Consider the following 13,752-nt stretch of genomic DNA (forward strand, 5'->3'; position numbering starts at 1 on the left):
TCATGATTCTGTCTGCCATGGTTGAAAAACTGAAATGCCAGTCGAAGGATGACTTCAAAGGCAGACAGTTCGAGGCATGGCTGATCATCCAGGCGGTCTCCTGGTACTTGCGGTATCCGCTGAGCTATCGGGACCTGGAGGAAATGTTCATAGAACGCGGCTTTGAGGTGGACCACAGCACCATCAACCGTTGGGTCCTGGCCTACGCTCCTGTTATGGAAAAACGGTTGCGGCGTTTCCGCAAACCGCATTGTGGCTCGGTCCGTATCGATGAAACCTATGTGCGCATCAAGGGCCGATGGCGCTACCTGTATCGGGCCATCGACAAGCATGGAAATCCGGTCGATTTCCTGCTCACGGCAAAGCGAGATCTGCATGCGGCCAAGCGGTTCTTTCGAAAAATATTGAAGGATGCCCCGCTGCTTTCACCGGGCAAAATCGGCACAGATGGTGCCGGCACTTTTCCTCCGGCTATCGGGGATGCGGTTGACGGCGGCCTGCTTGCTCCGGATCCGGTGCACTATGTGACCAAGCATTTGCAACAGGGTATCGAGAGCGATCATTTCAGGGTGAAGAAGAACATGCCGAAGGTCGGCGGGTTCCGCTCGTTCAACTCAGCCAGAAAATCCATCGCCGGTTTTGAAGCCATGCTGTGGCTCAGGAAGGGCTTCGGCTTGACCGGCCAATGGAGCGTCTGCGAACAGGACGATCTGCTTGCGATGATCTTCGGAATTGAAAAAGTTAACGAAACCTGAAAGTCGCTCCCAAAACATGAGAAAGCTGCCCGTCGGCGAAAGTTGCGACAAGCCCAGTCAACTTCCGTCTATTCCTCGCCAACATTTTGACCGGCGCGATGCTCGCAGGCGCTGCCCTGATTGGAACTTTGTGAGGGCACACCAACGGCCGCTTCGTCCCGCTGTGCCGACATTTGGCAGTCACCTGTCTTCGCACATGCAATGAATGGTGGCTTCAGTGGTCTGCGCAGCAGCACCCTGTCAGCGCGTGAATGTCGGCTAAGCCCAAGCTGAGCAAGTGACCCGCCTTTCCATTGTCCGCGCCATTCGGGCCAATTCTTTAACCGCGAGATATGGTTGGAAACACAGCTATTTGGCTTTGAAAATGTTGAATGTACCCATTTTAGCTAATATAGTGATTTCATCAAAACCCACTTGGAGTCTGCCATGCGTGCTTTCAGCGCAACCGAACTGGCCAACAAGACCGGAGATGTTCTTGCCGCCGCCGCACAGGAACCCGTCGCCATTCAACGGCACGGCAAATCCCGCTTCGTGATGCTTTCAGCTGAGGAATTCGAACGCCTGCAGCACAAGGGGGATACCAGAAAGGCTGTCCATGTGTCGGATCTGTCCGACGCCGATGCCGGCGATCTGCTTTCCGCTTTGGAAGACAGCCTAAAGAATGACTGATCGGCAAAGCCATCCAAAAGTCGGAGACATTTGGGAGTATCCCTATCTTTGGACCTGGCAAGCCGACCACGGCGAAACCGAGGGACGGAAGGCCAGGCCCTGTGCTCTGACGCTCGTCAACCGAAAGCAAGACAAACTGACAGAAGTCATCCTGATGCCGATCACCACCAAGGAACCGGTTGCAGAATCCCATTTCGTTGAAGTGCCGCAAATCGAGAAAAGGCGAGCTGGGCTCGATGAACGTTTGAGGCTTTGGGTGATCTGCGATGAATTTAACTCTGACATGCCCGAGCGCTCTTATTACTTCGAACCGGGCGGCCGGATCGGCGCATTCAGTATCAAGTTTACCAAGCAGGTCCAGGCAGAGCTGATAAGGGCGATCAAGGCTCGTAAATCGGTTCGCATCTTCCGTAGATAGGATGGTTCACTGAAGAGGCAGTTGACCACTCGGTCAAAATAAATTCCATAATAACTATTATTGGTTATGTTATAACATGTCATTGTAATTCCATTGCAACGGCACGCTGATCAGTGCCGCAACGGGGTTGGAAAGCCTTTTGGCCAGATCGGCATCTTCGGCGGAGCCGGAAGCTGATGAGCCAACAAGAATTGCGGTCGCAATCAAAACGCGTGTCAACATGTCGTCACCAGATCTATTGCTTCAGTGGTCCAGACGAGAAAACGTTGTCTTACTCTATGAGTTCGATCTCGCCTGGCTTCCAGGACTAGTCGAGCCGATATCGCATTCCGGTTCGTATTTATCGGTACATATATGCCCGGCGATAGACGCGGCGCCGGGCGCCGGCATAGGAAAGCGGCGTCATCGGCATGCCGATGATATCAATAAAGACGGATACGTTTTCCCCGGTCGCAGGCAACTCGCTCTCGATCGTTTTCACCGCATAGACCAGATCATTTCCATCTAGACGAGGATCCATCAGGACCACCACCGATTGTCGAAGCGCGCCGTCTTCAAGAACCGAAATATCGGCATTCGGCGGATCCGTGAGGAAGCTATCTGTGCCTTCGCTCCAGAACGGAAGGAATGCAGCGGTGGTCATGTTGCCGGCGATCCGCTCCGGTCTATCGGAAAAGAACAGCGTCGTCGGGCTGACATCCTTGAGCGTCAGTGTCATTGCTGCCGGATCGAATGCCATGCTTTTCGAAGTCTGGACAAAAAGGAAGTCGGCATTGTCTTCAGCGGCATGTGCTGCCGAATAGGAGCCTGCCGCCGCAATTACAGCGGTTCCGGCCAGGCTCGTTACCAGTGTCCGTCTGTTTACTGCAAGTTCCTGTGTATTCATCTGAAGTCTCCCAACAGTTTGACAATGTAGCCATTTCCGATACGCGAAAGTGGCTCAAGGACAAAATTCTAGTGGCGGTCAAGTCAGATTGAGACGACCGGGCTTCCCAAGCGCTATACTCCGGCTTGCAAAGCTGCCTCCGGGATGGCCCGGACAGTCTGGCGCTGGCTTACACGATCACTCCAGACATTCCTATTGAACCTCCTCCATCTCGCTCGGCCGCCAGGTCTTGTCGAAGAAGGATGGTAGCGGGCTGTAGAGACGCAGGATGGTGAACCAGCCCTTCTCCGGATTGGTCTGGATCCAGTTGCCGCGGTCCACACCATCGGGCTGCTCGGGGCTGAACCAGACAGTGGTGGAACCGTCCTCGGCTGATGTTGCCGCCGGCGAGGGATAGTTCTGCGACCCTGCGCGCGGATATTTCTGCGGTGTCTGTAGCATCGACCGTGTCTGATTGTCATAGACCGTGAAGGACCAGAAAGCCTTCGCCGGTATGTCCTTTGGCAGCGTCACCTTGTAGGTCTTCGCGCCGTCGTAGGTGTCTCCGTTCGCATCCACGAAGCCCATCAGATACTGCGACCCGACGCCGGGGATATTCATGATCATGCCGGGGCTGTCGAGCGTGTAGCCGTAGTAGAAGGCCGTGCGCGAATCCAGCGTGCGGGCGCCGGTAGGCGGAAGCGGCTTGAACATGCCGTCCTCAAATGCGGGCGGAGGTGTCTCGAAGAAGGCGCCGCCTTCCCAGAGCATGTTGCCCCACATAGAACCCGGGTAGTACGCCCAATCCGGATGCGCGCCGTAGGGGCGCCAGTTCAGCACTCGCCCGGCGGCCTGCCCGACAGCGGCCGCATCGGTGAGGATTTTCTTCATCCGGTCATCCGGCGTGAACTCCTTGCCCTTGACGATACCAATCGCGGCAAGCTGTCCTGCAAGTTCCACATCGTAGCTGGTTGCGGGCTCGGCCTGGACGTTTTCGTTGATCCATTCGTAGAAACCGAAATCGCTGGGCGGGATGGTGTTGAATGAGAGGTTGCTCGCCTCGACGAAGGTTGTCTCGGGTATCCTGGCATCCGCCCCAAGGCGGACCGCACCGGTCAGCGCCTGGGCAATGCTGGTCCCGTATGCGCCTTCGGCATAGGGATAGATCTTCATGTTCGCCTTGACGTTTTCGACTGCTGGCTTGGGGTCGCTGTCGACCAGATAGGCGCGCGATGCGTAGAGAATGCGGTTCGTCTTGGAGTGGGCAACGAAGTAACCGCCTTCGGGCAGCGGGCCGTCATAACCCGGGCCTACGATCAGGTATTTGCCGCCCAGGCCGCGATCTGGCCCGGGCCCGCCAACATCGATGATCCAGGAGAACCACATGTCGTTGATGGTGCCCACGCCGTCTGAGGGTTGCTCGATTACCATCGGCCCCTTCGAAAGATCAATGACCGAGAGGTAATAGACCGTGTCTGCGTTGCCTGTGAGGAAAAGCGAGGCGGAGTCTAACAGTTCGGGCGTGATGATGACATCGTTGTAGTCGGCGCCGATGCTCTTGAAACCCTTGTGAAAGCCAAGCGCCGAGGCACCGCGGAAGCTGTTGTTGTAGACGTTGAGCGCACGAGTGAAGTCCAGTGCATCGAAGACCGTCTGCGCGGTTTCCGCACTCGGTGCGCCGTCCTTGAAGTTCAGTGTACCGATCGACGTCTCGATCTTGTCGGGCGCGCCGAGAGACTGGACGACCTGTTCTGTCACTTCGGCATGGGAAGCACTGGCCAGTGACAGGACCATAACCAGTCCGCAACTTATGGAGAGACGGTGCATGAAAATATTCCTTTCTTGACAATGACTTTGTGTGGGGTCCTGTGGAGACTTGGCTCGAGACCCTACTTCACTGGTTCAATTTCACCCGGCCGCCACGTCTTGTTGATCCACGGCTCCAGCGGGCCATACATGCGCAGGATCGTGAACCAGCTCTTGCCCGGAACGGTCTGCAGCCAGTTGCCTTCCTTGCCCGCAGGCGCCTCGGGGGCGAAATAGAGGTCATAGGAGCCGTCGTCGTTCCTGGTCATGCCGTCGGTCTGGCTGCCGATGGTCGGGAAAGGCTGGCCGGTCTGGAGCTGAGAACGGGTCTGAGTGTCGTAGAGGGTCACAGCCCAGAAATCGTTGACTGGCACGTCCTTCGGCAGATGCAGCCTGTAGGTCTTCGAACCGTCGAAGGGCTGCTGGTTGGAATCGAGAACCGCCAGGCCATAATCCGATCCCTCACCCGCACGCGTCGCGGCCATGGCCGGGGTCACCCCGCCTGCGTTGAAGTAATAGAGCACCCGCGCGTCGAGCCCCATGATGCCGTCGGCCTCGAAGCTGGTATTCTTGTTGGCGAAGGCGGTTGACCAGACGCTCTTGGGATCGTCGGGGTAAATCCTCACGCCCTCGATACGCGGATGGTAGGTGATGACCCGCGACGTCGCATCGCCGAGCGTCGCCGCCTCGGTGAGCAGTTTCTTCATGCGGTCGTCTGGCGCGAAGGGCTTGCCCTTGATGATGCCGATCGAGGCAATGGCGCCGCGAACTTCTGGGCTGATGGCGTCGATGGGCTCTTCCTGGATGACCTCGTTGAGGTTCTCGAAATAGCTAAAATCACTCGGGAAAACCGTGTTGAAAGGCTTGTTCGACATGTTGACGAACTCGGTTGCTGCAGGGTTTTCCGCATCCTTGAGCGGGTAGACCTTCAGCTTGGAGGTGATGTTTTCCACGGCCGGCTTGAGGCCATTCTTTATCGAGCCGCGCAGGAACATGAAGTTGCGGTTCGTCGAAGGCTTCAGCAGATAATAGCCGTCCGGAATGTCGCCAGTATAACCTGGGGGCACCACCAGATACTTGCCGCCCTTGCCCTTGTCTGGCCCGGTGACGCCCATATTGCCGACAAAGCGCTGCCAGGCGTCGTCGAGAAAGCCGAGCATGGCGGGTGGGACCTCGATCACGGTCGGGCCGTCAGTGGCGAGATCCGTGTAGGTATAGGCATAAAGCGTCGAGGTGTTGGCGGTGACCACGAGGGTCTGCGAATTCAGCAACTGTTCGAAGATTGCAATCTTATTCGCGCCCTTCGATCCGGCGTCGGCCAGGCCGGTACGCACGCTGTACATCGACACCGCACCGACATTGTCCAGAAAAACCTCCATGCCGCGCATGCGGTCGAGGTTGTCATAGACCGCGGCGATTGTCGTATCCTTGGGGACGCCATCGAAAAACTCGAGCGTCCCGATGGAGGTTTCAACCTTGTCGGGGATGGAGATCGCGTCGAGTTCGACGGTTGAAACCTGCCCCACCGCAGGGCCAACGGCTAGGGCGAACGCAATGGCGCTCATAGCAGACAGGCGTATCATTCGTCTTCCTCCTCGGACAGGTCTGGACCGCTTTCGAAGATTACCTTAGGTCAGTCACTGCTTCTGCCCATTTCGCGCCATTATTTCGCGTCGGATAGCCGATCTGTTTGAGCTTTCCTGTAGGCATTGGGAGACTGGCCGGTCCACCTGGCAAACGCCCGGGCAAAGGTGCTTGGCGTGCAGTAGCCAAGCCTTGCGGCAATCTCCTGAACCTTCAGGTCGGTCTCGCGCAGCAAGGCACTGGTGATCTTGAACCGGTTGTCTTCCACGAGTTCCCAGAAGGTCATGCCATGGTTGCTCAATCTGCGCTGAAGAGTTCGCGGACTGGTCGCAAGACGTTCTGCCGCGGCTTCAAGCGATATTGTGCCGGCCAGAACAAGTCCGGCGATCACCGACCGGATTCTTGCAAGTTCCTGTTCGGAACCCTTTGTGCGGCTGGGCATCCATGTTACCCTAGGTTGAAGGATGGTGGATGGTCACATTGGCCGATCGGGAAAACGAACTCCGACCAATACGCGCCAATATTCGGGCGGTCACACCAGGGGGATTTCAGTTGGAAACCAGGCTTGCGCTCGTCCGGGCGACGCATCTGAACACCTACATTTCCGTACTGCGTGACATGGGCGCTCCGATAGATCGCGAGCTCGCACAGTCCAGATTGCCAAAATACATTGAAGAGACACCGGATCTCTACGTCAGCCTACCTATTGCCATGGAATGGGTCGCGCGGACCGGACGCGACCTTCCAGCCATGGAACTTGGGCTGATTGGCGCGCAGGCAGCCTCGCTGTCATCTTTGCCTCCGACCCAGCAGGCCGCCATCATGACGGCGCAAACCGGCCTTAAACGTCTGGAGGCCTTGAGCGCCTTGTCGCGTTACGAGGACAGTGCCCTTGAAATGAGCATCCGCCAGGAGGCCGACGAAGTTCGCGTGACCTGCAACATGAGGGGAATGGAGCGCCACCCTCACGTGTGTTTTGCGGAATGGTTGAATCTCCAGGCGATCATCTCGGTGATGCGCAGCGTCGTTGGCCCAACTTGGTATCCAAGTGAGTTGTGCTTCACTTCCACGAATCGTCTTCCCGATGCCGTACACGTCGCATTTCCCGACACGCGCATACTAGTTGGCCAGGCCTTTGCTTCCATTGTGGTTGAGCGTGCGTGTCTCGCACTCTCGACGAGCGTGCTGGCTACGAACGCCCAGGCAACGCACCGGCCGGCTCCGCAAACGCCAGGTCCGGTCCCTTTGGATAGTGACCAAATCGGTCAATCGGAGGACTGGGAGTTTGTCACCCTTCTTCGAAAGATGGTTCAGCCGTATCTTGCCGATCGAAGCACCAATGTCGCCTTCATCGCCGAAATGGCGGGGATAAGCAAAAGAACACTTCAGCGACGGCTCAAGCTTTGCGGAAGTTCCTATTCGGGTTTGCTTCAGGAGGCACGCTTTGAGCTTGCTCGCCAGAACCTCGAAAATCCCACGCTGAAGGTCATTGATGTTGCAATGATGGCCGGCTACGAGAGCCCTCAACACTTTACACGTGCCTTCCGCCGTTTCACCGGCATCACACCAACAGACTACCGTAACCAAAACTTCGTGATGGGTTCTGCAGCGATCTGATCATTCTGTTCTGTTGGCGTATGCCGAACAGAGTCTCCGTCTGAGCCGACAGGAAGAGTCGTTAATGCAGCAGCGTTTGATCGTGGTGAAACAACGACTTCACACACTATCGTCTAAAATTTCTGGCACTGGTCACAGGCAACGATTTCCGCAAACGAATGCAAAAGGACCCCTACCCACTGTTTATTTAGCCCCCCAACTTCCGTCGCGGGCGCTGTAAAGTTTATGCGTCGGGTGGGAAACGATGGCGGTGATAGAGGCGGGCATTGGTCATGCAACCATGTCGCAGCTTATGCGACCCGACGCACTAACTTTACAGTGCCGCGGAAACCGTTGTCTTGCTGATCTTCAGCCACTTGGACACCTCCCGCATGAAAGACCCTGGTCAGAGGTCAGGCACAGGATCGATCGAATGTCTTTCACTGTCGTTCTTCTCGTTTGCTTCCGTCTTGGCACGGGCTCTCTCAATGCATTGAAAAGAAACCACATTGCCAAAACGGCGCAGCCGAGATCCGACCGATAAAATCCACTCCGGGAAGCTTTCCGAAATTTACCGGAATCGCTGTCCGGGAATTTACGGAACCCGCTTGTTCTAATCAAAACAACAGGCAGGCCCCGGTGCCTATGGGAGAAAAGACGCGATTAATATGTGTTCGAAATCGCGATTTCGAACGTTCTAGATCGCGTATCTGGGCTTTTCACATACTGGGATTGCCTAAGTGCAAGAGGTTGCCGCTGCATTCAGCAACTTCAACAACACTGCACAAAAGGACTTTCCAGATGTCAACTCACCGCAAACCGTCAATTCGCTTAGTTTTGCAAGCAACTATACTTTTCACCCCCCTTGCATCAATCGCCCAAGAGACAGACCGCCAGGTAATCTGGCCAACAAGCGTCGCAGTCCAAACCGAAACGGGGCAACAAATCCCTGCTGGTGCTTACGGAATTGTCCAGATTCAGACTCCCCGCGTTGCAAACTTACTACAACTGCGAGGCGTTATCGGGCGTGGCACAGCCATCCTAAGAAGTGACGATAACCAGGATTGTCAAAGTATGCAGTTACGGTTCGTCGCCGGAGATTTTGGAGGCGACAGTGTCTCTACCCACACGGCGCAACCCATTCGTCTGATACTTCAATCTGAACGCGTTTCAAAAGCGTTGGCGCGCGGTGAAGACGTCGTAAGTGACATCTATGTCATCAGTAGCCAGATAAATGACCCCGACGCGGATATCATCATTGAAGGTGGATTGAGTGAAAACCATGGCTTCGTACTTAATCCGGGAACCTCCATTGTTGCGGATGTTTTCGGTGCGGCGACAAGCCGCTTGACCTGTTCAGAAATGTAGGGCCAGACAGGCAGGGGGGACGCTGTTAATCGTTTGCCCTGCCTGAACGATACTGCGATGGCGTCTGCCCAGTGATCCGGCGAAATTCAGTATTGAAACTTGATTTACTGATAAACCCGGCGTCAAACATCACCTCTGTGATCGGCAGTTCTGTTGCTCGCAAAGCATCTTGGGCATGACGAATACGAAAGCCATTGATGTAACGAGAGAAATTTTCGCCCGTTACTCGGTTAATCGCGACCGAGACATCTCGGACTGGAACCGATAATCTCCGCGCCACCCGTGCAAGCGTCAAGTTGCTGTCTGTATAGATGTTTTGATCATTCATGATCGCATCGAGTTTGGCGAGTAATGCACGGTCGCTGTGAGTGGCACTCTCAGGGCTGGCAAAGCTGCTTCTTGTCGACCGTAGCAACATCGGAGCACCGACAAGGGCGACAACAAAGATAAATGCCGTAAACACGCCTGATAATCCGGTCAAGAATCTCAGAACAATGGCATCTCCCGCCAAGACGCTGGCGGCAACGACCAAAAGGTCGGAGGCAACCATCATGCCAAGCAAGAAGATCGTAGCATAAACCGCGGAGCGCAAAATACGCAGCGCGTGTGGAGCAACATGCACGAAGTCATCCGCGTTGCAGGGCAATAGCCGTGCCACCCGAAAAAGGTAGGTACTGGTGAAACCCAAGACGAACACATCCGCGGACACTGGAAGGTCCGACATTATCATGACCTGAGCCAGGACAACCGGAACACCGTTCACGAGCAACGGTTTTCGCCATTCGGATGCTCCATTTTGGGTTAATGCGTCGAAACCAAGATAGGCTGACGGCGCGATCATCACCGCCACCAACGGCTGAAGTTGCGCTGCCCACCTCGTGTCAAATGAAAGTCGAAGCCCCAGTAATAAGCCAGCGGCGGCCAGCGTAAGAAGGAAAATACAAAAGAAAAATCGTGCGATGAAAGGTATTCTTGTATCTTGAGACAATGCAAATGCAGCGATCGAGGTCAAAATACTGACAATCCATGCAAGAGGCAGAGTGGTCATCATGCTTCCCGATATTGATGGGTGATCCAAGCCGGTCGTCATTGGCGTCTCGCGAACAAACGGCAGCAGGCCAACAATTGTACTGGGTTCGGAACGAACAGTTCACCATTTTGTCGAATGCCTATAATTCCGCTGTGCCTCTTGATCTGCGCTGCGCTAGTTTGGTCCAACTGTGAACAAAGCCGATCTTTCTCGCGCTGCAGCTTGCCCTCGGAAGCGTCACCACAACTAAATATGTGTGTACACATCCGTTAGATACATTTCAGTTCAGTCGCCGATTGACAACGAAGTATTGCACTGAGAGCTGTTAGCCGTTATTCGCCGCGTTGCAGAAGACTGATACAGTTGAAATCCAAGCGGCCATACAGCGGTGCTGCGTATCGATCCTGACCTTCGCTGGGGCCTGGTTCGACACAAACGGCCCACTGCTGCCGTTCGACCGGTTCCACTTCGCTGCGATGCGGCCAGTCGAAGGAGACATTCGCTACAACTGCTCAACCAGGTAATTCGGCAAGGTCGGCAGCGCGGACTTTGCTGCCCTACGGCTCGGCACACATGATCCACGTCGCCGCGAACGGCTTGGCCCGATCTCATGTCCCCCTGCGCCAAATCCCGAACGCCGCACCCAAGACCATGACGGACGCCACCGCGATCACACCGACGAAAGCTTCGTCGAAAGCGCCCCGGGCCAGCGACGTGAGGTGCGCGGCGGCGCTGTCGTTCAGGCTCTCGGCAATCAGCAGCGCCTGATCGATGCTGTCGGTCACGGTCGTGCTAAGACCTGCGGGAACGGTCATGGCGCGGGTGTAGAGTGCGGTCATGACGCTGCCGAGGATGGCGATGCCTACGGCGCCGCCGAGTTCGAACGAGACCTCCTGCACCGAGGCCGCCATGCCGGCCTGTTCCTCGGGGGCGGACATCATGATCACGCTCGACGCGGCCGTCATGGTGGCCCCGATCCCGAAGCCCATGACCGCCAGAACCGAAAGCCAGAGGGCGGTCGGTCCCTGATGCGTCAGCAGGAATGCGCCCAAGGCAAGGCCAGTCAGCGCCATCATCGACGTCAGCACGCGCACGTCCCCAAAACGCGGCATCGCGAGGCCCGTCACGGGGCCGGCGATGAAGGATGCGGCAGAGATCGGCAGGATCAGCAGGCCCGCCTCGAGCGGCGAGAGGCCGAGAACCAGCTGCAGGCGCTGACTGAACACCAGCTCGACCCCGGTCAGGGCTCCTGCCGCCACCAGCGCAGCGACCACGCCAGAGGCAAAGCGCGCGTTGCGGAAGAGCGCGAAGTCGATCAGTGGATGGATACTCGACCGCTGGCGGTGCACGAAGGCGGCCATGGCGATGATACCGACGGCGAGAGCGACGCCAGCGGCTGCGATGGACGGGTCGCTCTTGGCGACCTCCTTGATGGCGTAGACCAAACCGACCAGCCCGACCATCACCTGGGCTGAGCCTGCAAGATCGAAGGGAGGCGCCGTTTCGGGCCGCCGATTGACCAGCATCAGCGCACCGCTAACGAGGGCTGCGAGGACGATCGGCACGTTGATGAGAAAGACCGACCCCCACCAGAACCACTCCAGCAGGAGGCCTCCGAGGACGGGCCCCCCGGCTGCACCGCTGGAGGCGACGGCGGACCAGATGCCGATGGCGAAGGCGCGCTCTTTCTCGTCGGTGAAGGTGAGGCGGATCAGCGACAGGGTCGCCGGCATCATCATCGCTGCCCCAACGGCCAGCAACACCCGTGCCGCGATCAACGCCGCGGGCGTCGGTGAAAAGGCGGCCGCCAGCGAGGCGAGGCCAAAGACGGCTAACCCGGCGAGGAACATGCGCTTGTGGCCGACTCGGTCTCCCAAACCGCCCATACCCGGCAGGAGGCCCGCTACAACCAGCGGATAGGCGTTCACGATCCATAGCTTTTCGGACGCCGTCGCGGCAAGGTCCTGGGTCAGCCTGGGCAACGCCGTGTAGAGCACCGTCATGTCGACGACGATCAGGAACAGGGCGCTCGAGACTATGGCCAGCACAAGCCAACGGTTGTGGGGAAGCATCTGGAGTTTCCTTGGGGAGTCGGGTTAGGGTTGCGTCACATGGCTGCGCATATATATAAATACAGTCGTATCGTATTGAAAGAGAGAAAATGGCCGGACGTCCCCGCTCTATCGACCGTGACAAGGTTCTGGATGCCGCCGAGGCGCTGGTGATCGCCGAAGGGGCCTCTGCGCTCAGCTTCGACGCGGTGGCAAAAGCCGCGGGGATCACCAAGGGTGGCGTGCAATACGCCTTCGGGACACGCGACAATCTGATCTGGTCAATGATCACCCGCTGGGAAGACGCTTTCGACGCCGATGTGGCCCGGCGAACCGGGCCCGATCCTTCGCCACAAGCGTTGATCCTGGGGCATCTCGCGGCAATGCGGGATGCCGATGAGGCGGACCATTCCCGTGCGGCCGTGGCCATGACCGCGCTTCTTCAACATCCCGATCGGCTGTTAGAGATGCGCGACTGGTATGCTGCCCGCTTTGGCGGACTTGACCTAACGAAGCGGGAAGACCGTCGGTTGGCAACGACCTTCCTCGCCGCAGAAGGTGCATTCCTGTTGAAGGCATTCGGTCTGCTTGCTCTTCCCGAGCCGCAGTGGAAGGCTTTGTTCGAAGAGATGCTCTCCGCGACCGCGGCCGAGCCCGAAGGGATGGAGCCAGACCAGAACTGAAGGATTGGACATGATCGTTCGGGCGAACTTAGGGCTCCAAGCCGCCATGCGGCGGCGCGGCAGGCATGCCGTATTCGAACGACTTCGCTGGCGTCGCTTCGCGGCCCCAAATCGGTCGTTGCAGTCAGTTTTGTCTCTGTCTGAAAGCAGACATGAATTTCGCGATCGCGCCCGAAGCAGTCGGCCACGCTATTCAAACCGAAGGTACCTACACCGGTGAGTCAGCGTGAGGTAGCTGCCCGCGCAGGGCTGCGACGAGCGCGGCTTCGGCGGGGGCCGTCAGGTCAATCGCGCCGACAATCTTCTCGACGAGAAATGCGCCTCGTGAATTGCCGGCCGAGGCAAGATCGGGCCACTGCGCCCTAATTTGGGCGGCGACAAGACGCGCATAGGTCTCCACCTGGGAGAGGTCGGCGCGCAGTTTCTCACGATCCTGGTCGAGGTTATAGAGCGCGAACAGGTCGGGGCCGATATTGCCGGTCGAGATGTCCTGCAGCGCCAGTCGGATGCGAAGTGCAAGCAACTCGGGCTGGGCTAGGCGGTAAGGCGAAAGGGCGAGTGCCTGCCAGGCTTCCGGCGGGCATTGCCAATTTGTTGATCTGGTTTCGGTTTGGTAGATCGCTGTTATGTTTCCAAGTTCAGATTTGCCGCGCCTCAAGGGCTTCCGTTTTCCCAGATCGATTATCTCCTATGCGGTTTGGGCCTATCATCGGTTTGCGTTGAGTACGGCAGATGTTGAAGACCTCCTTGCTGAGCGGGGTATTGGTGTCAGCCGTGAAACGATCCGCAAATGGGTGAACCGGTTTGGCCGGCATTTCGCGTGCTGCATTCGCCGGGACAGACCAAAGCCCAACAGCAAATGGCATCTGGATGAAGCCGTGATCGTCATTGGCGGAGTAAAATACTGGCTCTGGCGGGCAATTGACG

The 13,752-nt window shown here is 57.2% G+C and carries 15 protein-coding genes; 7 read left to right on the forward strand and 8 right to left on the reverse strand.

What is annotated here, in order from left to right:
- The first annotated feature begins 2 nt into the window (after positions 1-2).
- The 3 genes from FMN63_RS03230 to FMN63_RS29720 all read left to right on the forward strand — a co-directional run bounded on the left by FMN63_RS03230 (position 3) and on the right by FMN63_RS29720 (position 1,842).
- Complete coding sequence (locus tag FMN63_RS03230) at positions 3-755, forward strand: IS6 family transposase (RefSeq protein WP_148582518.1); 753 nt, start codon at positions 3-5, stop codon at positions 753-755.
- Positions 756-1,181: 426 nt separating this feature from the next.
- On the forward strand, positions 1,182-1,424 hold the full coding sequence (locus FMN63_RS03235; protein ID WP_148582519.1) for a type II toxin-antitoxin system Phd/YefM family antitoxin: 243 nt from the start codon (positions 1,182-1,184) through the stop codon (positions 1,422-1,424).
- Positions 1,425-1,578: 154 nt separating this feature from the next.
- A complete protein-coding gene (locus tag FMN63_RS29720) occupies positions 1,579-1,842 on the forward strand; it encodes a hypothetical protein (protein WP_209000915.1) in 264 nt (87 codons plus the stop codon).
- A gap of 69 nt (positions 1,843-1,911) precedes the next feature.
- Here FMN63_RS29720 and FMN63_RS03245 read toward each other — a convergent pair whose 3' ends face one another.
- The 5 genes from FMN63_RS03245 to FMN63_RS03265 all read right to left on the reverse strand — a co-directional run bounded on the left by FMN63_RS03245 (position 1,912) and on the right by FMN63_RS03265 (position 6,539).
- Entirely contained in the window at positions 1,912-2,064 is a 153-nt protein-coding gene (locus FMN63_RS03245) for a hypothetical protein (RefSeq protein WP_209000916.1), read from the reverse strand.
- A 118-nt stretch (positions 2,065-2,182) separates the two neighbouring features.
- Positions 2,183-2,728 (reverse strand): hypothetical protein, encoded by a 546-nt coding sequence (locus FMN63_RS03250; RefSeq protein ID WP_148582521.1) that lies wholly within the window; start codon positions 2,726-2,728, stop codon positions 2,183-2,185.
- 192 nt (positions 2,729-2,920) lie between these two features.
- Positions 2,921-4,501, reverse strand: a complete 1,581-nt coding sequence (locus FMN63_RS03255) for a DUF1254 domain-containing protein (RefSeq protein WP_209000918.1) — start codon at positions 4,499-4,501, stop codon at positions 2,921-2,923.
- Between the two features lie 95 nt (positions 4,502-4,596).
- A complete protein-coding gene (locus tag FMN63_RS03260) occupies positions 4,597-6,096 on the reverse strand; it encodes a DUF1254 domain-containing protein (RefSeq protein WP_148582523.1) in 1,500 nt (499 codons plus the stop codon).
- A gap of 80 nt (positions 6,097-6,176) precedes the next feature.
- On the reverse strand, positions 6,177-6,539 hold the full coding sequence (locus FMN63_RS03265) for a helix-turn-helix domain-containing protein (RefSeq protein WP_148582524.1): 363 nt from the start codon (positions 6,537-6,539) through the stop codon (positions 6,177-6,179).
- A 29-nt stretch (positions 6,540-6,568) separates the two neighbouring features.
- Here FMN63_RS03265 and FMN63_RS03270 point away from each other — a divergent pair, with 29 nt between their 5' ends.
- Together FMN63_RS03270 and FMN63_RS03275 are read left to right on the forward strand one after the other, a co-directional pair.
- Positions 6,569-7,714: a helix-turn-helix domain-containing protein gene (locus FMN63_RS03270; RefSeq protein WP_148582525.1), complete on the forward strand. Its 1,146-nt coding sequence runs from the start codon at positions 6,569-6,571 to the stop codon at positions 7,712-7,714.
- A 780-nt stretch (positions 7,715-8,494) separates the two neighbouring features.
- Positions 8,495-9,061, forward strand: coding sequence for a hypothetical protein (locus FMN63_RS03275; RefSeq protein WP_209000917.1), 567 nt, complete (start codon positions 8,495-8,497; stop codon positions 9,059-9,061).
- Positions 9,062-9,086: 25 nt separating this feature from the next.
- Here the strand turns inward: FMN63_RS03275 and FMN63_RS03280 are convergent, their stop codons facing one another.
- Positions 9,087-10,109 carry a helix-turn-helix domain-containing protein gene (locus FMN63_RS03280; RefSeq protein WP_286192536.1) on the reverse strand — a complete coding sequence of 341 codons (1,023 nt, stop codon included), beginning with the start codon at positions 10,107-10,109 and terminating at the stop codon, positions 9,087-9,089.
- A gap of 590 nt (positions 10,110-10,699) precedes the next feature.
- A complete protein-coding gene (locus FMN63_RS03285; RefSeq protein ID WP_148582526.1) occupies positions 10,700-12,163 on the reverse strand; it encodes an MFS transporter in 1,464 nt (487 codons plus the stop codon).
- An 89-nt stretch (positions 12,164-12,252) separates the two neighbouring features.
- Between FMN63_RS03285 and FMN63_RS03290 the strand changes: the two genes are divergently transcribed.
- The gene (locus FMN63_RS03290) at positions 12,253-12,825 is read left to right on the forward strand and encodes a TetR/AcrR family transcriptional regulator (protein WP_148582527.1); all 573 of its coding nucleotides are present in this window, start codon (positions 12,253-12,255) and stop codon (positions 12,823-12,825) included.
- 208 nt (positions 12,826-13,033) lie between these two features.
- Here the strand turns inward: FMN63_RS03290 and FMN63_RS03295 are convergent, their stop codons facing one another.
- Positions 13,034-13,483, reverse strand: a complete 450-nt coding sequence (locus FMN63_RS03295) for a hypothetical protein (protein WP_162529971.1) — start codon at positions 13,481-13,483, stop codon at positions 13,034-13,036.
- On the opposite strand from FMN63_RS03295, the gene FMN63_RS03300 reads away from it, so the two are divergent.
- Positions 13,452-13,752 (forward strand): IS6 family transposase (locus FMN63_RS03300; RefSeq protein ID WP_148582489.1); only part of this gene is annotated, 301 nt, incomplete at its 3' end. The two genes, FMN63_RS03295 and FMN63_RS03300, sit on opposite strands and share 32 nt — an antisense overlap.

Origin of the sequence: Stappia sp. BW2 (assembly GCF_008107695.1) — a bacterium.
Taxonomy (GTDB): domain Bacteria; phylum Pseudomonadota; class Alphaproteobacteria; order Rhizobiales; family Stappiaceae; genus Roseibium.